This window comes from Streptomyces sp. NPDC001222 (genome assembly GCF_042896945.1).
Taxonomy (GTDB): Bacteria; Actinomycetota; Actinomycetes; order Streptomycetales; family Streptomycetaceae; genus Streptomyces; species Streptomyces gibsoniae.
Genome location: NZ_JBIAXT010000018.1, coordinates 102300 through 123120 on the forward strand (window position 1 = coordinate 102300; position 20821 = coordinate 123120).

17 protein-coding genes and 1 pseudogene are annotated in these 20821 nt (G+C 72.2%); 13 read left to right on the plus strand and 5 right to left on the minus strand.

Going from position 1 to position 20821, the window contains the following annotated elements; genetic code table 11:
• The first annotated feature begins 13 nt into the window (after positions 1-13).
• Positions 14-706, plus strand: a complete 693-nt coding sequence (locus ACFY2Z_RS23755; RefSeq protein ID WP_390746098.1) for an aspartate/glutamate racemase family protein — start codon at positions 14-16, stop codon at positions 704-706.
• 570 nt (positions 707-1276) lie between these two features.
• Here the strand turns inward: ACFY2Z_RS23755 and gndA are convergent.
• Entirely contained in the window at positions 1277-2716 is a 1440-nt protein-coding gene (gene gndA, locus ACFY2Z_RS23760) for an NADP-dependent phosphogluconate dehydrogenase (protein ID WP_390746099.1), read from the minus strand.
• A 322-nt stretch (positions 2717-3038) separates the two neighbouring features.
• Here gndA and ACFY2Z_RS23765 point away from each other — a divergent pair, with 322 nt between their 5' ends.
• Complete coding sequence (locus ACFY2Z_RS23765; protein ID WP_390746100.1) at positions 3039-4253, plus strand: transglycosylase family protein; 1215 nt, start codon at positions 3039-3041, stop codon at positions 4251-4253.
• Here the strand turns inward: ACFY2Z_RS23765 and ACFY2Z_RS23770 are convergent.
• Complete coding sequence (locus ACFY2Z_RS23770; RefSeq protein WP_390746101.1) at positions 4243-5283, minus strand: DMT family transporter; 1041 nt, start codon at positions 5281-5283, stop codon at positions 4243-4245. The two genes, ACFY2Z_RS23765 and ACFY2Z_RS23770, sit on opposite strands and share 11 nt — an antisense overlap.
• A 211-nt stretch (positions 5284-5494) precedes the next feature.
• Between ACFY2Z_RS23770 and ACFY2Z_RS23775 the strand changes: the two genes are divergently transcribed.
• The 5 genes from ACFY2Z_RS23775 to ACFY2Z_RS23795 all read left to right on the plus strand — a co-directional run bounded on the left by ACFY2Z_RS23775 (position 5495) and on the right by ACFY2Z_RS23795 (position 12716).
• Positions 5495-6238, plus strand: a complete 744-nt coding sequence (locus ACFY2Z_RS23775) for a (2Fe-2S)-binding protein (protein WP_390746102.1) — start codon at positions 5495-5497, stop codon at positions 6236-6238.
• Between the two features lie 74 nt (positions 6239-6312).
• Complete coding sequence (gene glgA, locus ACFY2Z_RS23780) at positions 6313-7464, plus strand: glycogen synthase (RefSeq protein ID WP_390746103.1); 1152 nt, start codon at positions 6313-6315, stop codon at positions 7462-7464.
• A gap of 45 nt (positions 7465-7509) precedes the next feature.
• A complete protein-coding gene (gene glgC, locus ACFY2Z_RS23785) occupies positions 7510-8727 on the plus strand; it encodes a glucose-1-phosphate adenylyltransferase (protein WP_390746104.1) in 1218 nt (405 codons plus the stop codon).
• A gap of 148 nt (positions 8728-8875) precedes the next feature.
• Entirely contained in the window at positions 8876-11206 is a 2331-nt protein-coding gene (locus tag ACFY2Z_RS23790; protein ID WP_390746105.1) for a GH92 family glycosyl hydrolase, read from the plus strand.
• A 148-nt stretch (positions 11207-11354) separates the two neighbouring features.
• Entirely contained in the window at positions 11355-12716 is a 1362-nt protein-coding gene (locus ACFY2Z_RS23795) for a wax ester/triacylglycerol synthase family O-acyltransferase (protein WP_390746106.1), read from the plus strand.
• Between the two features lie 58 nt (positions 12717-12774).
• On the opposite strand, the pseudogene ACFY2Z_RS23800 reads toward ACFY2Z_RS23795, so the two are convergent.
• A pseudogene (locus tag ACFY2Z_RS23800) lies at positions 12775-12957 on the minus strand (SixA phosphatase family protein); the annotation flags it as partial.
• 118 nt (positions 12958-13075) lie between these two features.
• Here ACFY2Z_RS23800 and ACFY2Z_RS23805 point away from each other — a divergent pair.
• The 3 genes from ACFY2Z_RS23805 to ACFY2Z_RS23815 all read left to right on the plus strand — a co-directional run bounded on the left by ACFY2Z_RS23805 (position 13076) and on the right by ACFY2Z_RS23815 (position 15776).
• Positions 13076-14566: an SDR family NAD(P)-dependent oxidoreductase gene (locus ACFY2Z_RS23805; RefSeq protein ID WP_390746107.1), complete on the plus strand. Its 1491-nt coding sequence runs from the start codon at positions 13076-13078 to the stop codon at positions 14564-14566.
• A 95-nt stretch (positions 14567-14661) separates the two neighbouring features.
• Positions 14662-14895: a hypothetical protein gene (locus tag ACFY2Z_RS23810; RefSeq protein WP_390746108.1), complete on the plus strand. Its 234-nt coding sequence runs from the start codon at positions 14662-14664 to the stop codon at positions 14893-14895.
• A 143-nt stretch (positions 14896-15038) separates the two neighbouring features.
• Positions 15039-15776, plus strand: coding sequence for a DNA polymerase beta superfamily protein (locus ACFY2Z_RS23815; protein ID WP_390746109.1), 738 nt, complete (start codon positions 15039-15041; stop codon positions 15774-15776).
• 7 nt (positions 15777-15783) lie between these two features.
• Here the strand turns inward: ACFY2Z_RS23815 and ACFY2Z_RS23820 are convergent, their stop codons facing one another.
• Together ACFY2Z_RS23820 and ACFY2Z_RS23825 are read right to left on the minus strand one after the other, a co-directional pair.
• The gene (locus ACFY2Z_RS23820; RefSeq protein WP_390746110.1) at positions 15784-17031 is read right to left on the minus strand and encodes a glycosyltransferase 87 family protein; all 1248 of its coding nucleotides are present in this window, start codon (positions 17029-17031) and stop codon (positions 15784-15786) included.
• Positions 17032-17174: 143 nt separating this feature from the next.
• Entirely contained in the window at positions 17175-17732 is a 558-nt protein-coding gene (locus tag ACFY2Z_RS23825; RefSeq protein WP_390746111.1) for an HD domain-containing protein, read from the minus strand.
• Positions 17733-18213: 481 nt separating this feature from the next.
• Between ACFY2Z_RS23825 and ACFY2Z_RS23830 the strand changes: the two genes are divergently transcribed.
• The 3 genes from ACFY2Z_RS23830 to ACFY2Z_RS23840 all read left to right on the plus strand — a co-directional run bounded on the left by ACFY2Z_RS23830 (position 18214) and on the right by ACFY2Z_RS23840 (position 20574).
• The gene (locus ACFY2Z_RS23830; protein WP_355922962.1) at positions 18214-18390 is read left to right on the plus strand and encodes a hypothetical protein; all 177 of its coding nucleotides are present in this window, start codon (positions 18214-18216) and stop codon (positions 18388-18390) included.
• Between the two features lie 53 nt (positions 18391-18443).
• Positions 18444-18926 carry a GNAT family N-acetyltransferase gene (locus tag ACFY2Z_RS23835; protein ID WP_390746112.1) on the plus strand — a complete coding sequence of 161 codons (483 nt, stop codon included), beginning with the start codon at positions 18444-18446 and terminating at the stop codon, positions 18924-18926.
• A 124-nt stretch (positions 18927-19050) separates the two neighbouring features.
• Positions 19051-20574, plus strand: coding sequence for an FAD-dependent oxidoreductase (locus ACFY2Z_RS23840; RefSeq protein ID WP_390746113.1), 1524 nt, complete (start codon positions 19051-19053; stop codon positions 20572-20574).
• Positions 20575-20821: the final 247 nt, after the last annotated feature.

Sequence of the window (20821 nt, forward strand, 5' to 3'; positions counted from 1 at the left end):
GGATCCGCTCCCGATGCCCCCGTACGCCGGCCCGCTCGCCCTGCTGCACACCTCGCCGGTCCACATCCCCGTCTTCGAGGCCCTGCGTGACGCGTCCCACCCGGGACTGGAGTTGACGCACCTCGTGGCCGGGGAACTGCTGGACCGGGCCCGTGCGCACGGGCCCGAAGCGGTGGCGGACGGGGTCCGCGAACTGCTCGGCCGGGCCGTCGCATCGGGCGCCCGTGCCGTGCTCTGCACCTGTTCGACCATCGGCGGGGTCGCCGAGCGCACGGACGTCGGCGTGCCGGTGCTGCGCGTGGACCGGCCGATGGCGGCCGCCGCGGTGGCGGCGGGCACCCGCATCGTGGTGCTCGCCGCGCTGGCGAGCACGCTGGAGCCGACGGTCGCCCTGATCCGCGACGAGGCCGGGGGCCGCGCAGTGCGGGTGCGCACCCTGGTCGTCGAGGGCGCCTGGGACCGCTTCGAGGCGGAGGACACGAGCGGCTACGTCCGCGCGGTCGCGCTCGCCGCCGAGGCGGTCACGGACGCCGACGCCATCGTCCTCGCCCAGGCGTCCATGGCTCCCGCAAGCCGTCTGGCGAGGACCGCCGTGCCGGTCCTGGCGAGCCCCGGCCCGGGCCTCGCGGCGGCGGCCGCGGCCCTGGCGGTGCCAGGGGCACACGCAGCCGCACGGCCCGACGGGCAGCGGCGGCCGACCGCGTGAGTGCGCGGGATGTGTGCGCACGCTACGCAAACGCACGGCGGCTCATGGTGTGAGTGTGCGCGGGGCGGCCGGGTACCCGAAGGGCAAGTCCAGAGCCGACGCATCCACTGGCCGGAGGACACGATGACGCATCCGCTCCCCGATCCCGCACAGCCGGGACCGCCCCCCGGACCGGGACCGACCCCGGGACCGGAGCCGACCCCCGAACCCGTGCCACCGGGCCCCGAACCCGTGCCACCGGGCCCCGAACCCGTGCCACCGGGCCCCGAACCCGTGCCACCGGGACCGCCCCCCACACCCCCGTCCCCGCCGCCCCCGGCACCCGGGCCGACCCCGCCCGGACCCGGGCCCACGCCCCCCGGGCCCGGCCCCGACCGTCCGCAGCCCGGGCCGGAGCCCGTGCCCGAACCGGAGCCCCGTCCCACGCCGGAGCCGCCCTCGCCGATTCCCGAACCGCCGGGTCCGGACCCCGTTCCCCGGCCCGAACCGGGGCCGCCCCTGAAGTGAGGCAGCCAGTCCGGAACATCGAAGCCGACGGCCCGCGTCAGAGCACGCGCGGGCGACGGAGCGTTACGCCTCGACCTCCGACCGGTCTCCGCCCCACAGCGTGTGGAACGAGCCCGGGCGGTCCGTCCGCCGGTATGTGTGCGCCCCGAAGAAGTCCCGCTGCCCCTGGGTGAGCGCGGCGGGCAGCCGCTCGGCGCGCAGGGCGTCGTAGTACGCGAGAGCCGCCGAGAAGCCGGGTGTCGCCACGCCCTGGCGGGTCGCCGCGATCAGGACCTCGCGCCAGTCGTCCTGCGCCGCGGCGATCTCCTGGGCGAAGGTCTCGTCCGACAGCAGACTGGGCAGGTCGGGACGGGCGTCGTAGGCGGCCCGGATGCGGTCCAGGAAGGCCGCGCGGATGATGCAGCCCGCGCGCCAGATGGAGGCGACCTTCCCGAGGTCGATGTCCCAGCCGTACTCCTCGCCGCCCGTCGCGATCTCGTGGAAGCCCTGCGTGTACGACACGATCTTCGAGGCGTACAGCGCCTGCTCCACGCGGTCCGCGAAGGCCCCGGCCTCCGCCTTGCTCAGCGGCGCGGGCTTGGGACCGGCCAGATGGCGCGACGCCTCCCGAAGCGCCGAGTGGCCGGAGAGCGAGCGGGCGAACACCGCCTCCGCGATGCCCGAGACCGGTACACCGAGGTCCAGCGCGATCTGGACCGTCCAGCGCCCGGTGCCCTTCTGCTCCGCCTGGTCCTGGACCACGTCCACGAACGGCTTGCCCGTCGCCTCGTCGATGTGGGAGAGCACCTCCGCCGTGATCTCGATCAGATACGAGTCCAGGCGTCCGGTGTTCCAGGTGCGGAAGATCTCCGCGATCTCGGCGGGCGAGTAGCCCGCGACGTCGCGCAGCAGCTGGTACGCCTCACCGATGAGCTGCATGTCGGCGTACTCGATGCCGTTGTGGACCATCTTCACGAAGTGGCCGGCACCGTCCGGGCCGATATGGGTCACGCACGGAGTGCCGTCCTTCGCCTTCGCGGCGATCTTCTCCAGCATCGGGCCCAGAGAGGCGTACGACTCGGCCGAACCACCCGGCATGATGCTCGGTCCGTGCAGTGCGCCCTCCTCGCCGCCGGAGATGCCGGTGCCCACGAAGTGGATGCCCCGCTCCCGCAGGTCCTTCTCCCGGCGGCGGGTGTCCGCGAAATGGGCGTTGCCGCCGTCGATGATCATGTCGCCGGGCTCCAGGAGCGGGGCGAACTCCTCGATCACCGCGTCGGTCGGCGCACCCGCCTTCACCATGATCATCAGGCGTCGCGGGCGCTCCAGCGCCGCGACGAAGTCCTCCGGGGCCTCAGCAGGCGCGAAGTTGCCCTCGTGTCCGAATTCCTTCACGAGATCACGGGTCCGCGCGGGGGTCCGGTTGTGCAGCGCGACCGTATAGCCGTTGCGCGCGAAGTTCCGGGCGAGGTTGCGGCCCATGACCGCGAGGCCCGTGACGCCGATCTGAGCGGAAGCGTTCATAACGGTTGGCTCCTAGAGGTGCTGGGATCGTCGGTGCCGGTTCGGTCTTGAATACGTCCTCGACGGGTGGTGCCGGTCGTGCACGCCAGTATTGCCCGATGACCATCCTGACGTGCCGGTACGGCCCCCGCACATCCGGACGTGTCGGACCGGCTCCCCACCGGCCCCCACCGCGCCTTTCGTCCCCGCTGTTTTCGCCCGCTTCGTCAACCAAGGGTGTTTCTTGGCCAGTTGATATTCGGAGCGGCCGATTGCCGTCTTGTCCCGGCCGGTTCGGGGCCCATACTTTTGGCCCTTCTGACGCATGGCGAGGGGGCTCACCATGGCCGCACGCGGTCGGCACCGCCGGTATCAGCCGACGAGGATCAACCGAGCGTCGCTCACCGTCACGGCGGGGAGTGCCGGCATGGCGATCCCGCTCATCGGCGCCGGAGCGGCACACGCGGCCGACGTGGACACCTGGAGCAAGGTGGCCGCCTGCGAGGCGAGCGGCGACTGGAGCATCAACACCGGCAACGGCTACTACGGCGGACTTCAGTTCACCCAGTCCACGTGGGAGGCCTACGGGGGCACGGCCTACGCCGGACGGGCGGATCTCGCCACCCGGGACCAGCAGATCGCCGTGGCCGAGAAGGTGCTGGCGGGCCAGGGCCCCGGCGCCTGGCCGGTCTGCTCCGTGCGCGCCGGACTCACCGCCGACCATGCCTCCCGTCATACGAGCGGCGGGACCGCCACCGGCGGCGACCGCGACGCCTCGCGTGTCGGCACGCAGACCGCCAAGCGCTCCGTCCGCGATGTGAAGCCGCAGACGACACCGCAATCGCAGGCGGGCACCGCCGAGATGTACACGGTGGTGCACGGCGACACCCTCTCCGGCATCGCCGACTCCCATCGGGTGCAGGGCGGTTGGCAACGCCTGTACCAGGCCAACCGCACCACCGTCGGCACGGACCCGGACCTGATCCTGCCCGGCCAGCGGCTGAACCTGCGGGGCAGGGCCCCCGTGCACCCCGACGCACCCTCGACCCACCCCCACAAGCCGGTCCACGAGCCGTCTCATCAGCATTCCGGCCACCCGTCCCGCAAGTCGTCGTCGGGAAAGGCCACTTCCAGCCGGGCGGCCACCACCATCCACACGATGGTCGCCCCGGTGAACGCCGCGACCGGCACGCCCTACCACGCGGCGGGCTCCTCCTGGTCGAAGGGCTACCACACCGGCGTCGACTTCCCCGTGCCCACGGGAACCTCCGTGAAGGCGGTGGCGGACGGGCAGGTGGTCAGCGCGGGCTGGGGCGGCTCCTTCGGCTACCAGGTGGTCGTCCGGCACGCGGACGGCCGCTACACGCAGTACGCCCACCTGTCGGCGATCTCCGTGAGGGACGGGCAGAGCGTGGTGGCCGGTCAGCGGATCGGCCGCTCCGGCTCCACCGGGAACAGCACGGGCCCGCATCTGCACTTCGAGGTGCGGACGGGGCCCGAGTTCGGCAGTGACATCGATCCGATCGCCTATCTCCGCGAGGGCGGCCTCAGGATCTGACCCGGTCCCGCCCCGCCCCCCGCCCCCGGGCCGGGCCCGGCACGCGCAGGAGCGGCCCGCCGTGGACAGAGCCGTACGGATCTGACCGCTCGCCGCCGTGGACAGGGCCGAACGGCCGCGGCGGCTCACCGTGAACCGCCTGTTCCCGGCTTGCGGACGACTCCTGCCGGACGACCGGCGCCGGGACCCCGTCCCGTTCCTCCGCGCCCATCCGCTCCGAGGTCAGCAGGACCAGACCGCCCGCGGCGACGACCGCGCAGCCGAGCGCCCCGGCGGTGCCCGCCGTGCCATGGCGAAAGGTCTCCCCGAACAGGGTGATGCCCGCCGCGGCCGCGACCACCGGGTTGACCACCGTCAGCGTGGACAACGGCGCAGCGAGGCCCGCGCCCCGGTAGGAGGCCTGCGACAACAGCACGCCGACGACGGCGAGGACGCCTATCACGGCGAGGCTCGGCAGGTCCGTGAGCACGACGCCGCCCGTCCAGTCCACCGCGACGGTCTTCGTGAACACGGAGGACATACCGAACGCGACACCGGACGCCACCGCCAGCAGCACACTGCGGACCGCCGGATGCCGGTGCGTCGCCCGGGCCGCGACCATCAGCGCCACGATCCAGCCGGCCGTCACGAGCGCGGCCGTCACCCGCTGGGGGTCGTCCAGCGAACGGGTGTCGTTGGTGCCGATCAGGGACAGCAGGCCCGCGAGGCCCACGGTCGCCATGACGGCGCCCCGCCAGGCGGTCGCCCCCGCTCTGCGGCTCACGAACAGGGCGGCCATCGGCAGGGCGAACACGATGGTCAGCGCGCCCAGCGGCTGAACCAGGCTCAGCGGACCGTAGGCGAGCGCCACCACATGCAGCAGCCCGCCGAGGCCGTTCAGCACCACGGCCGCCCACCAGGCCGGCCTGCGGAGCGGCGCGTACGACGGGCCGGGGGTGGACACGGCGACCCGCTCCTGCACGATCGCCCCGCCCGCGTAGGCGACCGCGGAGACGAGCGAGAGGAGCACGGACAACGCGAGGGCGCTCATCGGCGGCTCCTTCGCGCGGGACCGGGACGGGGGGCCCGGAACGACGAACGGTCGGCATGCATTGCCCATACGATGCCGTCCGGGAATCCTCCTGTCGTCGTCCCTGAGCACGCATTGGGTCATACTGCCGACGGAGTACGGTCGCGACCTCCTCCTCCCCGGGAGGGGTGGCGCCGCACGCGTCCCCCCAGGTGGGAGCCCGACCGGGTCCTTGGTACTACTGGCCTTCGTGGACCTCGACCTCGACCCCGAACTCGCCGCCCTGCGCCCCCTCGGCGGCTTCTTCGTCCTGCACACCGCGCTGCCGCCCCGGACCGGGCTGCCCACCCTTGAACAGGCGTACACGCCCGCGAGGCCCGCCGCCCCCTCGGAGGCGTACGCGGACCCACTGGCCTTCCGCGTCCGCAAGGTCGCCCGCGCGCTCGGCGCGCCGGAGGACCGGGTCGCCGCCTCCCTCGCCCACCAGGGCCTCGCGGCCCGGCTGTGGTCCGTCGCCCTCGGTGCCGCCGCCCTGTACGGGCAGGTGCCGGACCTCGATCCGCGGCTGCTGCGCTGGGACCCGGACGCCAGCGCCCCCGACGACCTGTGGCTCGGCGAGGTCCGGGGGCTGCCCGTCGCATCGCTCGACGCGGTCGTACGGGAGAGGCATCTCGTCCCGCTCGCCACCGCACTGAGCAGCCGTCACGGGGTCTCCGTCCGGCTGCTGTGGGGCAACGCGGGCGCCGCGCTCGCGAGCAGCGTCCGTATGATCGACCGCTGGGCGCGGACGGCCGGCCGCCCGGATGCGGCGGAGCGCGCCCGCACCCTGGCCGCCGGGCTGTTCACGCACCCCGACCTGGCCCGCACGATCGACCCCGCCACCGGGCGCCGCCGCACCTGCTGTTTGTACTACCGGCTGCCCGGTGGCGGCCTGTGCGGCGACTGCTGCTTCGGCCGACCGCCGGGCCGCCGGTGACCACGCGTGGTCTTCCCCAACCGCCGTATCTGGGTGACCATGTGGGAACCAGCCGCTGAGACAGGGGGTTCCGGGTGCGTGTGGGACTGCTGACCCGGGAGTACCCGCCGGATGTCTACGGCGGGGCGGGCGTCCATGTCGAGTTCCTCGCCCGGGAGTTGCGCTCGCTGACGGACCTGGACGTGCACTGCTGGGGTGAGGGCGGCGCGGGCGGCGTCGTACGCCACCGGTCCTGGGCCGCGCTCGACACCGCCAACGACGCACTGCGCACCTTCTCCGTGGACCTGTCCATGGCCGCCGTCCTCCAGGACCGGGAACTGGTCCACTCGCACACCTGGTACGCCAATCTCGCCGGGCATCTCGCCAAGATGCTGTACGGCATCCCGCATGTGCTGACCGCCCATTCGCTGGAGCCGCTGCGACCGTGGAAGGCCGAGCAACTCGGCGGCGGATACGCCCTCTCCAGCTGGGCGGAGCGCACCGCGATGGAGGCCGCCGACGCGGTGATCGCCGTCTCCGGCGCCATGCGCGAGGACATCCTGCGCTGCTACCCGGCCCTCGACCCGGCGCGGGTCCACGTCGTGCACAACGGCATCGACACCTCGCTCTACCGGCCGGACGACGGCACGGACGTGCTCGCCCGCCTCGGCCTCGACCCGAGCCGCCCCTACGTCCTGTTCGTCGGCCGCATCACCCGCCAGAAGGGTGTGCCGCATCTGCTGCGCGCGGTGCGGAACATCACCCCCGAGGCACAGGTCGTGCTGTGCGCGGGCGCGCCCGACACACCCGAGACGGACCGCGAGTTCCGCGATCTGTACAAGGAGTTGAGCCTGAGTCGCGAGGGCGTCCACTGGATCCCGAAGATGCTGCCGCGCCCGGAGGTGATCCAACTCCTGACGCACGCGGCCGTGTTCGTCTGCCCGTCGGTGTACGAGCCGCTCGGCATCGTCAATCTGGAGGCCATGGCATGCGGCACGGCCGTGGTGGCCTCGCGCACGGGCGGCATCCCGGAGGTCGTGGACGACGGCCGCACCGGTCTCCTGGTGGACGTGGACGACGACTTCGAGGAACACCTCGCACGCGCCCTCGACACCCTCCTCGCCGATCCGGCGGCCGCGGAACGCATGGGTGAGGCGGGACGGCAGCGCGCGGTACGGGAGTTCGGCTGGGCCACGGTGGCCCGCCGCACGGTCCACCTGTACGAGAAAGTCCTCGCACAGGGGTAGTCATTGAGCGGAGAGCGTCACAACCGGGCGTAGAGGGGCGGCGGTATGCGCGGTGGACCTTCGGTGCTGGGAATCGTACTGGCCGGTGGCGAGGGGAAGCGGCTGATGCCGCTGACCGCCGACCGGGCGAAACCGGCTGTGACCTTCGGCGGAACCTACCGCCTCGTCGACTTCGTCCTGTCCAACCTCGTCAACGCCGACATCCTGCGCATCTGCGTGCTCACGCAGTACAAGTCGCACTCGCTGGACCGGCACATCACCACCACCTGGCGGATGTCCAGCCTGCTCGGCAACTACGTCACCCCGGTGCCGGCCCAGCAGCGGCTCGGGCCGCGCTGGTACCTGGGGAGTGCGGACGCGATCCTGCAGTCCCTGAACCTGATCTACGACGAACGGCCCGAGTACGTGGCGGTGTTCGGCGCCGACCACGTCTACCGCATGGACCCGCGGCAGATGCTGGCCCAGCACATCGACAGCGGCGCGGGGGTGACCGTCGCGGGGATACGCGTCCCGCGCGCCGAGTCGTCCTCCTTCGGGGTGATCACTCCGGGCCGCGACGGCCAGACCGTGCAGCGATTCCTGGAGAAGCCCGCCGACCCGCCGGGCCTGCCCGACGACCCCGAGTGCGTGTTCGCCTCGATGGGCAACTACGTCTTCACCACCAAGGTGCTGATCGAGGCGCTCCAGCGGGACGCCGAGGACCCCGACTCCGTGCACGACATGGGTGGTTCGATCCTTCCCGCGCTCACCGACCGGGGCGAGGCCGGGCTGTACGACTTCAGCGTCAACCACGTGCCCGGCGAGACCAACCGCGACCGGGGCTACTGGCGGGACGTCGGCACGCTGGACGCCTACTACGAGGCGCACATGGATCTGATCGCCGAGCGTCCCGCCTTCAACCTCTACAACCGCAGCTGGCCCATCTACACCCACTCCGGCCAGCTGTCACCGGCGCGCTTCAACGCGGGCGGGATCGCCGGCGAGTCCATCATCAGCGCCGGCTGCCTGATCCGGGGGCAGGTGACGCGTTCGGTGCTCTCGCCGGGCGTCGTGGTGGACCCGGGCGCCGTCGTCCAGGGGTCGGTCCTCCACGACAACGTGCACGTCGGGCGGGGCGCCATCGTACGCGGAGCGGTCCTGGACAAGAACGTGGAGGTCCCGCCGGGCGCGACGATCGGCGTCAACCCGGACCGGGACGCGGAGCTGTACACGGTCTCCAAGGCCGGGGTGATCGCCCTGGGCAAGGGACAACGCGTGCTGTGAAGGGCGCCGCCCCCGGCACCGCCGGGGGCGCGTGAGAGGTCACCGATCCGCGACGCGCCGCAGGTCAAATCCGCTCATTGCTCCGGAATCCGACATCGCGCCACCACCATGTGCACCAACGATGTCGATCCTCCGGAGGTGTTCCGAGATGAGATGGACCCGGTGCCTGCGGGTGTTGGCCGTGGGCGCGGCGGTGGTCTCGGCGCTGTTCTCGCCGTCGGCGGGCGATGCCGCCGAGTCGAACAGCGGCAGGCTCACCGACCTGGTCAACCCCTTCATCGGCGCACAGAACGAGGGCAACACCTTCCCGGGCGCCGCCGTTCCCTTCGGCATGGTCCAGCTCTCGCCGGACACGGGCCACAACACCGGCTACGACTACACCCAGCACCGGATCCGCGGCTTCTCCCTGGTGCACCTCTCCGGTGTCGGCTGCGCCATCGGAGGGGACCTGCCCGTGCTGCCGACGACGGGCGACGTGACCGAGACGGACTACGCCAAGTACGCCGCGACGTTCCGGCACGCCGACGAGCAGGCGAGCCCCGGGTACTACCGGGTCCGGCTGGACAGCGGTGTGGAGGCCGAGCTGACGGCGACCGCACGCACCGGGGTGCAGCGGTACACGTTCCCGGCCACCGGCAAGGCCAATGTGCTCCTCAACGCCGGCCAGGCGCTGCACAAGAACGTTTCGTCCAAGGTCGAGATCCTCGACGACCGCACAGTGCGCACCCAGATCACGGGCAGTGGCTTCTGCCGTTCCACCCGCCCGTACACGCTCTACACGGTCACCCGCTTCAACCGGCCGTTCACCGTCCACGGAACGTGGTACCAGGACTCGATCACGTCGGGCGCGACGAAGTCCTCGGGCCCGGGGCGCAACGGCGCGTACGTCACCTTCGACACGAGGGCGGACCGCACCGTCGAGGCCACCACGGCTCTGTCGTACGTCGACGCGCACGGTGCCGCCGTCAACCTCGCTACCGCGCAAGGACGTTCGTTCGACGACATCAGGGAGGACGCCCGCCAGGCCTGGGAGAGCCGCCTGGACGCCGTCCGGGTCCAGGGCGGCGGCGACACCCTGCGCACCACGTTCTACTCGTCCCTGTACCGGTCCTTCCTGGCCCCGAACGTCGGCAGCGACGCCGACGGCCGCTACACCGGCTGGGACCAGAAGATCCACCGGGCGACGGGGTTCACGTACTACCAGAACTGGTCGCTGTGGGACACCTACCGCACCCAGATCCAGCTGCTCGGCCTGCTCGCGCCGCACGAGGCGCGGGACATGGCGATCTCCGTGCTCAAGGTCGACGAGGAGGGTGGCTGGCTGCCCAAGTGGGGCTACGCCACGGTCGAGACGAACATCATGAGCGGTGACCCGGTCACCCCGTTCCTCACCAACGCCTATCAGCAGGGGCTGCTCAAGGGCTACGAGGCGCGGGCCTACCGGGCGCTGAGGAAGAACGCCGACGGCGTGCCGCCCGCCGACACCATGTACGTGGGCCGGGAGGCGAACCGCGAGTACATCGCGCACGGATTCGCGCCCTACGTCAAGGGCCGCCCGTATGCCAAGCCGGGCGACTCCGACTACCACCACGGCGCCTCCGTGACGCTGGAGTACGCGCTGTCCGACGCGATGCTCGCCCAGATGGCGCGCGACCTCGGCCACCCCGCGGACGCGGCACGCTACGCGGCCCGGTCCCGCGACTACCGCAACCTCTTCGACGCCTCGACCGGCTTCTTCCGCGCCCGGGGCACCTCCGGCACCTTCACCGGGCAGGCCGACCCGGCCCGCGGCGAGGGCTTCCACGAGGGCACCGCCTGGCAGTACCAGTGGCTCGTGCCGCAGGACCTGCGCGGCCTGATCGGCCTCCTCGGCGGCGAGAAGGCGGCCAACGACCGCCTCGACGCCTTCTTCGCCTACGACCGGCTGCTGAAGGACCCGGCGGGGACCGCGCGGAAGGTCTGGGTGAACGGGCCGTACGCGTACTACAACGCGGACAAGTACAACCCGCAGAACGAGCCGGACCTCATCGCCCCCTACACGTATCTCTCGACCGGCCAGCCCTGGAAGACGACGGACGTGGTGCACGCGGCGCTGACCCTGTTCACGGACGGGCCGACGGGCATGACCGGCAACGACGACCTCGGCACGATGTCCGCCTGGAACGTGTTCTCGTCGATCGGCCTCTTCCCGGTCCAGCCCGGCCACGGCACCTGGGGCCTGAGCACCCCCGTCTTCGACCGCGTCGACCTGCTCCTGGACCCGGCGTACTACCCACGCGGCGGGCTGACCATCACCGCGCCGGGCACCTCGGAGCGGGACCGCTATGTGCAGGGGGTCAGCCTCGATGGGGTCGGCTACGACCGGACGTACGTCACCAACGCCATGGTGCGCCGTCTGGGCACGCTGGCGTTCACGGTCGGCGCGCGCCCGTCCGGGTGGGGCACGGCGCCGGACGCCGCGCCGCCGTCGCTGAAGTGACCTCGTACGCCACCCCCTGAGTCCCGCCCTCACCGGAGAGGCGGGACTTAATGCGACGTTAACTGTATGTAGCCTGATCGTACTTGACCGTAATCATCTATCGGAGGTTGACTTCTTGCTTCATCCATCGTCGACGCGAGGCAAGCCATTGACTTCCGACCTGCTCGCACCACTCGACCTGGCCTTCTGGAACATCGAGTCCGCCCGTCACCCGATGCACCTGGGCGCCCTCGGCGTCTTCTCCTGCCACTCGCCCACCGCGGGCGCCCACGCCGCCGACCTCCTCGCGGCGCGCTCCGCCGCGGTGCCCGGGCTGCGCATGAGGATCCGCGACGTCTGGCTGCCGGAGGTGCGTCTGCCGCGCCACCTCTCCGACGTGCGCTTCCCGCTCGCCCTCGGCGGCGCGACCCGCGAACCGGCTCCCGACTTCGACCCGCTCGACCATGTGCGGCTGCACGCGCCCACCACCGACTTCCACGCCGCCGCGGGCCGGCTCATGGAGCGCCCGCTGGAGCGGGGCCGGCCACCGTGGGAGGCGCATGTGCTGCCGGGGGAGTCCGGCACCAGCTTCGCCGTCCTGTTCAAGTTCCACCACGCGCTCGCCGACGGACTGCGTGCCCTGACGCTCGCCGCGGCCATCATGGACCCGACGGACCTGCCGGCGCCCCGCCCGCGTCGCCCGGAGCCCGCCCGCGGCCTCCTCCCCGACGTGCGCAAACTCCCCGGTCTGCTGCGCGGCACCCTCGCCGACGTGGGCCGGGCCCTCGACATCGGGGCCTCCGTCGCCCGGTCCACCCTCGGCATGCGGTCCTCCTCCGCGCTGGTCTCGCAGCCCAGCGGCACCCGCCGTACCGCCGGGGTCGTCCTCGACCTCGACGATGTGCACCGGGTGCGCAAGTCGGCGGGCGGCACGGTCAACGACGTGCTCATCGCGGTCGTGGCCGGCGCCCTGCGCCGCTGGCTCGACGAGCGCGGCGACGGCAGCGAGGGCGTCGAGCCCCGCGCCCTGATCCCGGTCTCCAACCGGCGTCCACGCACCGCCCAGCCTCAGGGCAACCGGCTCTCCGGTTATCTGATACGGCTCCCGGTCGCCGACCCGGACCCGCTGGAGCGGCTGCGGACGGTGCGCACGGCCATGGACCGCAACAAGGACGCCGGGCCCAACCGCGGCGCGGGAGCCGTCGCCCTGCTCGCGGACCATGTGCCCGCGCTGGGCCACCGGCTGGGCGGACCGCTGGTCAGCCAGGCCGCACGGCTCTGGTTCGACATCCTGGTCACCAGCGTGCCGCTGCCCAGCCTCGGTCTGAAGCTCGGCGGCGACCCGCTCACCGAGATCTATCCGCTCGCCCCGCTGGCCAGCGGCCAGTCCCTGGCGGTGGCGGTCTCGACGTACCGGGGGCGTGTCCACTACGGGCTCGTCGCCGACGGCCGGGCGGTCCCGGACCTGGAGCTGCTGGCCCGTGCGGTGGCGGAGGAGGTGGAGACACTGCTGGAGGCCTGCGGCACCTGAGCGGGCCTTGGAGCTCCGGACAGAATGGGACTCCCGTTTTGTCCGGAGCTCTTGGTACGCAGAGGGCCAGGTCGAGGGGGATGCCGGTGTCGGCCAGCTTGCGGCCGGCGACGGCCGCGTCCTTGCGGCCCCGGTCTGCGAGGGGCCGCTCATGGTCGGCCACCTGCGGCCAGTCGGCCTTCGCATGCCGGAAGAGGACAATCCGCCAGGCCGTCCCTGCCGTGCGCTGTCGGCCGGTCACCACCCGTCGTCGTGATCAGGGCGGGTTTGGTGACCCGGCCCGGCGCTCCGTAAAATTCCGCGATCGAAGGCGAGCGCGGTTCGGAGCGCTGCGCGGGTGAGTGAGGAACGGCAGCGCGATGACGGTGACAGAGGACGGCCTGGCGGGCGGTGGCCCGGCGGCCATGGACGAGCTGCCGTACGGACCCGGCATCGACCCGGAGCGCCTGGCCGTCTGCCTCAGCGTCCTGGAGGAGCTCGACGACCTCGACGTCGACCACCCCGACGCGGTCAAGGTGCGCCGGGCCACCTCGCACATCTACCGCACGGTCAAGCAGCGCCGCCGCCAGGAGCGCCGGGCGGCCAAGACCGCCCATGACAAGGCGGTCACCGAGGCGACGGCGACCGGCTCCGCACAGCGCATCGACGACGAGACCGAGGGCATCCTGCCCTCCTCGGTCACCGAGGCCGGCCAGATCGCGGGGATACTCCAGCGCCCGCGCTCCTGCTACACCTGCAAGAGCCGCTATGTCGAGGTCGACTACTTCTACCACCAGCTCTGCCCGGACTGCGCCGCCGAGAACCGGGCCCGCCGCGACGCCCGGGCCGACCTCACGGGCAAGCGGGCGCTGCTCACCGGCGGCCGCGCCAAGATCGGCATGTACATCGCCCTGCGGCTGCTGCGGGACGGTGCCCACACCACCATCACCACCCGCTTCCCGAGCGACGCGATCCGCCGCTTCAAGGCCCAGCCCGACAGCGACGAGTGGATCCACCGGCTGAAGATCGTCGGGATCGATCTGCGTGACCCGGCCCAGGTGGTGGCGCTCGCCGACTCGGTGGCCGCCGAGGGCCCCCTCGACATCCTGATCAACAACGCCGCCCAGACCGTGCGCCGTTCCCCGCAGGCGTACAGCGAGCTGGTCGCCGCCGAGTCGGCCCCGCTGCCCGCGGGTGAACTGCCGGCGGCCCAGGTCATCGGCGCCTTCGGCTCCGGCGCCGTGACCGCGCTGCCCGTGGCCGGCGGCGGCGCCCTGACCGCCCAGGACGTCACCGACCTGGCACTGGTCTCCGGTTCGGCCTCCCTGGAGCGGATCGCGGCCGGCACGGCCATCGACGCGGGCGGACTCGTGCCCGATCTCCACGACACCAACAGCTGGGTGCAGACCGTCGAGGAGGTCACGCCGATCGAGCTGCTGGAGGTGCAGCTCGCCAACTCCACGGCCCCGTTCATCCTCATCAGCCGTCTGCGCCCGGCGATGGCGGCCTCGTCGGCCCGGCGCACGTACGTCGTGAACGTGTCGGCCATGGAGGGCGTCTTCAGCCGCGGGTACAAGGGCGCGGGACACCCGCACACCAACATGGCCAAGGCCGCCCTCAACATGCTCACCCGCACCAGCGCCCAGGAGATGTTCGACAAGGACCGCATCCTGATGACCGCGGTCGACACCGGCTGGATCACCGACGAGCGCCCGCACCCGGACAAGGTGCGGCTGGCGGACGCCGGCTTCCACGCCCCGCTTGATCTCGTGGACGGCGCTGCCCGGGTATACGATCCGATTGTGCGCGGCGAGCAGGGTGAGGACCTGTACGGCGTCTTCCTGAAGGACTACGCGCCCGGCAAGTGGTGACCGGGTCGCGATCCGGCAGGCGGTGATGATCCGCCTCAGGCGTGTAGGCCGGCGGCGGACGGGAACTCGCTCTGGTGAGACCGCTAGGAGTTCTCATGTCCATTCCACACGGGATCGACCCGCGTGCCCACGGCGATCCCCGCAACCGGTACGTGACCGACGAACAGTTCTACCGTTCCGACCGCCCGGCTGACAGCTCTCTGCCCGAGGACCGGCCACGCGGCGGCCGGCCGCCGACCCCGTTGAAGCACCGCGGGACGTGGGGCACGGTCGCGATGGTCGCCTGCATCATCCTGCTGATCGCCGTCGGGATCGCGTTGTTCCCGTGAGTGATCGACCGACACCGTCCCCCTCGTGATCGGCGTAGGCGGCATGCGCCCCGGAGGCGGAGGACTCCGGGGCTCACGCCGTCCTGAGCACCTGTACGAAAAACCGTTGGCCGGGACCGTGCGCCGCTGGTTAGCGTCCCGCCATGACCGTGCGCCATGTCCTGCTCTCCGGCATCGTCGGCTCGACCGCCTACGGGCTCGCCCACGCGGGCTCCGACGTGGACCGGCTGGGCCTGTTCGCGGCGCCCACCGAGCAGTTGCACGGTCTGCACCGGCCGAAGGAGTCCCAGGTCACCACGGCCCCGGACCGCACCCTGCACGAGGCCGCCAAGTGGTGCCGGCTCGCCCTGGGCGGCAATCCGACCGCCATGGAGCTCGTCTGGCTGCCCGCCGAGCTGTACGAGGTGCGCACACCGCTCGGCGAGGAGCTGATCGGCATCCGCACCTCGTTCCTGTGCGCGAAGCGGGTCCGCGACGCCTATCTCGGGTACGCGACGCAGCAGTTCAGGCGTCTCGAAGCCCGCAGTGCGGGTCCCCTCCCGGCGGAGGCGCGCGCACGTACCGCCAAACACGCCCGCCACCTCAAACGGCTGTGCCACCAGGGCCTGGAGCTCTACGCGACGGGGCAACTGACGATCAGCGTCGAGAACCCGGAGGAGTACCACGACTTCGGCGAGCGGGTGGCAGCGGACCCGTCGGTCGCGCTGCCCGTGCTGCGGTTCTACGAGAGCGCCTTCGACGAGACGCCCACAGCGCTGCCGGACCAGCCTGACGAGGCACCGGCCGAAGCCTGGCTGCGCAGGGTCCGGGCCCACTTCTACGAGCCCGGCACCACGCTCTCCCCGGGCCGTCCCGTGGGTGTGCCCGGACAACGGCACTGACGGCGCTCTACACCCGGGCGGGAGAGAAGTGCGCGGGCAGGCGCCCGGGAGCCCCTTCCCGGCTCGCGGCGACGGCGAGCAGGGACAGAACGGCACAGACGGCATAGGCCGCGCCGGGCCAGGCCAGCAGCGCCGGGTACGGGCTCGGGTGCGGCAGCCGGTCCTCCGCGCGGATCAGCAGCGGGACGAGGCGGCCGAGCGTGACGAGGGCCCAGGCGGCCAGCGTGAACCGGTGCAGCATCCGCCGCCGGCCCGGTCCGTGCGCCAGCCACATCATCGTCGGCAGGCACCAGACCCAGTGATGGCTCCAGGAGATGGGGGAGACCAGCAGCCCGTACAGCTCGGCGGTGACGAGGACGCCGAGCAGGTCATGACGCCGTACGGCGCTCCACAGGGCACCCGCCGCCACCGCTGTGACCAGCACCAGGCCCGTCCACCAGACCACGGAGGCGAGAGCGTCGGGGCCGAGCAGCCGGTCGAGCGCTCCGCGCAGGGACTGGTTGCGCACCGACCAGGCGGGGCCGATGCGCTGAGTGTCCGTCACCAGCCCGAACCAGTAACGTGCCGACTGCCGGGGGGCGATCAGCCAGGCCAGGGCCGTGGCTGCGGCACCGGCGGTCAGGGCCCAGCCCGCGGCCCGCCACTGCCGCGTCGCCAGCAGATACAGTCCCCCGAAGGCCGGAGTCAGCTTGATCGCGGCCGCGAGGCCGAGGGCCGCTCCCCGGGCCACCGGCGTGAGCGGCACCGCGAGCGCCGCCAGGACCACGGCGCACAGCAGCAGATTCACCTGGCCCTGGTCCAGGGTGTGGCGCACCGGCTCCAGCCACAGACCGACGGCGGTCCAGAGCAGGACACGGGACCGCGCGGGCCGGTCGCGGCCGCCGCACAGCAGCCGGGCCGCGCAGTCGGCGACCACCGCTAGCGCCGCCACGGAGGCCGCCTGCCACAGGGCGACCACGACCGTCCAGGGCAGCCGCGCGAGCGGCAGGAACACCAGGGCCGCGAACGGCGGATAGGTGAACGGCAGCACGGGGATCGGCGGAGCGGTGTGCAGTTGGTAGTCGTAGAGGCCACCGGTGAGGACCAGCGGGGACGCCTCGCGGTAGACGCGCAGATCCAGGGGCGCGGGCGGGGAGACGACGACGGCCAGCAGATGAAGGGCCAGGGAGGCGGCCAGACACCACCCGGCGTGCCGCGCCGGCCACGTGCCGATGACCCGTCCCCGGCCCGGAGCGGTTGCGTGTCGGCGGCGCATCCCGCCGAGTCTGACACGGCGGGACGGCCGCCCCGGCGATTGCTCCGACCGACAGCACGTCGTACATCACGCGCTGTACAGTGCGCGCCGCACCTCACGCGTCGTACGTCGTGCCGTCGCGGTGCGTCTCGGCCGCGCCGGCCTCAGTCCACGGCCCACAGCCGGGCACGGCCGGCCGCCACCAGTTCGAGCACCGTCCGCCAGTCCTCCAGCACCCCGGCGTCCAGCCCCCGCACCTTGGCCGCTTCGTCCGCCTGACGCAGGGTGAGGGCGTCGTCGGCCATCGGGTCGCGGACGAACGCGGCCGCCTCCTGGGGCGTCATCGCTTCGCTCCGCCGGGCCGGGAGCGACGCGCTCCGCGCGGACGGACCGTGTGCCGAGACCGCGGCCAGATAGCGGTCTGCGACGGCATGCAGGCGTACGAGGCGGGAGACCCGCTCACCGAGCAGCGGCCGTACCGCGTCGGCCGCCCGGTCCGCATGTCCGGTGGCGTCGTCCGGTCGTAGCAGCAGCCCGATGTCGTGGACCAGGCCGGCCACCTGGAGTTCCTTGTCCGCAGGGCGACTTCGGCGCAGCAGGGCGGCGGTCTGCAGGGCGTGTTCGTGCACATCGACCGGCTCGTTGTCACGGTCCTGGGTGCGCCGCGCGCCTCGGCAGGCGTGCAGCAGATCCATCAGCTCCTCGACGCTGCGCAGCTCCATGCGTCAGTCCTCCCGCGAGAAAAGCCGTTGCCGACGGTCAGCAGATCATGGCGAGCTTGCGACTCAGCCAACAGGACCTGAACTGAGCAGCGTCCGCGCCGGACCGGGCACCGGCCGTGCCGGTGAAGCAGTTCGAGCACTGGGCCGAACGAGTGACGACAAAACGGATGCTTGATGTCAAAAACGTTAATAATCTGACCGGATGAGAGGTGGATGACCCAAGACAGTTACCTGTTTGTTTCAGCCCCATCGAGCGGGTACCCGCTCATTTGGTTAATCTGGACGGTACGGACAGTCTTTGGGTCCACCCGACCCACAGTCCGTCCCGGGACACGCCGGTCACCACGGCCTGCTCTCGTACGAGTTGCCGGCGCCACCGCGTCCGACCTGTCTTTGACTCAGACCCGAGCGGACGTCGTGGGTGCAGCGGCAGACTGGACCGGTACGTCCTGAGGGTTACCCGACACAAAAGGAGTGCGCGGTGACACCGGAGAAGACGAATCGCGATCAGCGCCCCAAGGAACACGGGGAGCGCGGGGGCCGCCGGACGGAGCAGAAGCTCGGCAGTCTCGACGTGTGGGCCAGGTCCGCCCCCATCCGGCTGGCGGGCTACGAGGAGGACCTCGCCGAGCCCCACATCCTGCCAAGCGTCGACTGACCTCACAGTACCGTCATGATCGCTGACGGCATGGGCGTGTCAGACTCGCGCCCATGCTGATCAGAGAAGCCGCGGCCGACGACTGGCCGCGCATCTGGCCCTTCTGGCATCGGATCGTCGCCGCCGCCGAGACGTACACCTGGGACCCGGAGACCTCCGAGGACGCGGCCCGCGCCCTGTGGATGGCGCCGGGGAAGCGTGTGTACGTGGCCGAGGACGACACCGGTGCGATCGTCGGCTCCGCCTATGTCACGCCGAACTACGGCGGCCCCGCGGCACGCATCGCGAACGCGGCCTTCATGGTCGATCCGGACTGCGCGGGACGCGGTATCGGCCGGGCTCTCGCCGACCACATCCTGGCCGTGGCGAGGGCCCAGGGGTATCGCGGCATGGTCTTCAACGCCGTGGTCGAGACCAATCCCGCGGTGAAGCTCTGGATGTCGCTCGGCTTCAGCATCCTGGGCACCGTTCCGGGCGCCTTCGAACACCCCCGCCACGGCACGGTCGGGCTCCATGTCATGTACCGCGCACTCTGACATCCCCGCTCGGCATACCGCCCGAGAGCGTCGACGCCAGGGGCGGTACGCCGTTGCCCCGACCGCCGCGGCGTCGGCCGCTCGCCGGCTGCTTCGGGAGCCCGGTTCGGGGAACCCGGCCGTCATGACCGAGCGCACCGGAGCCCAGGCGTCGTACTGGATCGAGACCGCGCCGGGGCTTCCCCGTCCGGCCCTCACCGAGGACCTCACGGTCGACGTCGCCGTGATCGGGGCGGGGATGGCGGGGCTCAGCACCGCCTGGGAGGTGGCGCAGGGCGGCCGGAGCGTCGCCGTGCTGGAGGCGGGCCGTCTCGCCGGCGGCGTCACGGGGCACACGACGGCCAAACTCACCGCCCTGCACACGCTCGTCTATCAGCGGCTGCGCCGCACCCGCGGCGCCGAGGGCGCACAGCTCTACGCCCGCTCCCAGACGGAGGCCCTCGGCAGAGCGGCCGAGCTGGCCGAGCGGCTGGGCATCGACTGCGACTGGGAGACCGCCCCGGCGTACACCTACACGTCGGACCCCGACCGGGTTCCCGCACTGCGCGCCGAGGCGGAGGCCGCCCGGGAGGCGGGACTCCCGGCCGAGTTCGTCACCGACACGGAGCTGCCCTACCCCGTGGCGGGCGCGGTCAGGGTCACCGGCCAGGCGCAGTTCCATCCGCGCAAGTACCTTCTCGCGCTGGCCGACGCGCTCGAACAGCGGGGCGCCCGGCTGTACGAGCACACCCGCGTCGTCGGGCTGGACGAGTCGGACCCCTGCCGGCTGCGCACCGAGGCGGGGCACACGGTCACGGCACGGGACGTGGTGGTGGCGACCCATTACCCGATCTTCGACCGCGCGATGCTCTTCGCGCGGCTCTCGCCGAGGCGCGAACTGGTCCTCACGGCCCCGATCGACGCGGCCCGCGCCCCTCGAGGCATGTACATCACACCGGAGGAGAACACCCGTTCCCTGCGGACCGCGCCCGTGGACGACGGCACCCGGCTGCTGATCGTCACCGGGGAGCACTTCACGCCGGGCACGGCGGACGTCGAGGAGCACTTCACCAGACTGGCCGAGTGGGCCACCGGGCACTTCGGCCCCCTCGACTTCAGCCACCGCTGGGCCACCCAGGACAACGACTCCACCGACACGGTGCCGCTCGTCGGGCCGTTGCATCCCGCGAGCCGCCACAGCTATGTCGCGTCCGGTTTCGGCGGATGGGGCCTCAGCGGGGGCATCATGGCGGGCCTTCTGCTCTCCGCCCTGATCGACGGGCGGGAGCCTGCCTGGGCCGGGCTCTACGACCCGCGCCGCGTGGTCTCCGTGGTGCGTGAGGCCCCGGCCTTCGTCAAACACCAGGCCCAGATCGCCCAGCACTTCGTGGCGGACCGACTGGCACCGCTGGCCGGAGGCTCGGCCGATGACCTCGCCCCCGGCGAGGGCGCGGTGATCCGCGTCGGCGTGCACCTGCGTGCCGTGGCCCGTGACGAGGTGGGGCAGCTGAGGGCCCTGTCCGCCCGCTGTACGCATCTGGGCTGCCTGGTCGCCTTCAACCGCGCCGAACAGGCCTGGGAGTGCCCCTGCCACGGCTCACGGTTCGGTCTCGACGGGCGGGTTCTGCAGGGCCCGGCCACCCGGCCGCTGGAAAGGCGCGACCTGTAGACCGGCGCGCGGCCACGGAGCGGCCGGGGCCTCAGCCCCCGGAGCCCGCCCGGGCGCAGACGGGCGGGGTCTGCAGGGCCCCGCCACCCGGCCGCTGGAAAGGCGCGACCTGTAGACCGGCGCGCGGCCACGCAGCGGCCGGGGCCTCAGTCCCCGGAGCCCGCCCGGGCGCAGACGGGCGGGGTCTGCAGGGCCCCGCCACCCGGCCGCTGGAAAGGCGCGACCTGTAGACCGGCGCGCGGCCACG

Coding starts and splice junctions, on each gene's coding strand:
- gndA (WP_390746099.1), bottom strand. CDS start 2,716: ATGAACGCTTCCGCTCAGATCGGCGTCACGGGCCTCGCGGTCATGGGC.
- ACFY2Z_RS23765 (WP_390746100.1), top strand. CDS start 3,039: ATGGCCGCACGCGGTCGGCACCGCCGGTATCAGCCGACGAGGATCAAC.
- ACFY2Z_RS23805 (WP_390746107.1), top strand. CDS start 13,076: ATGACGGTGACAGAGGACGGCCTGGCGGGCGGTGGCCCGGCGGCCATG.
- ACFY2Z_RS23770 (WP_390746101.1), bottom strand. CDS start 5,283: ATGAGCGCCCTCGCGTTGTCCGTGCTCCTCTCGCTCGTCTCCGCGGTC.
- ACFY2Z_RS23815 (WP_390746109.1), top strand. CDS start 15,039: ATGACCGTGCGCCATGTCCTGCTCTCCGGCATCGTCGGCTCGACCGCC.
- ACFY2Z_RS23810 (WP_390746108.1), top strand. CDS start 14,662: ATGTCCATTCCACACGGGATCGACCCGCGTGCCCACGGCGATCCCCGC.
- ACFY2Z_RS23755 (WP_390746098.1), top strand. CDS start 14: ATGCCCCCGTACGCCGGCCCGCTCGCCCTGCTGCACACCTCGCCGGTC.
- glgC (WP_390746104.1), top strand. CDS start 7,510: ATGCGCGGTGGACCTTCGGTGCTGGGAATCGTACTGGCCGGTGGCGAG.
- ACFY2Z_RS23790 (WP_390746105.1), top strand. CDS start 8,876: ATGAGATGGACCCGGTGCCTGCGGGTGTTGGCCGTGGGCGCGGCGGTG.
- ACFY2Z_RS23835 (WP_390746112.1), top strand. CDS start 18,444: ATGCTGATCAGAGAAGCCGCGGCCGACGACTGGCCGCGCATCTGGCCC.
- ACFY2Z_RS23825 (WP_390746111.1), bottom strand. CDS start 17,732: ATGGAGCTGCGCAGCGTCGAGGAGCTGATGGATCTGCTGCACGCCTGC.
- ACFY2Z_RS23820 (WP_390746110.1), bottom strand. CDS start 17,031: ATGCGCCGCCGACACGCAACCGCTCCGGGCCGGGGACGGGTCATCGGC.
- ACFY2Z_RS23840 (WP_390746113.1), top strand. CDS start 19,051: ATGACCGAGCGCACCGGAGCCCAGGCGTCGTACTGGATCGAGACCGCG.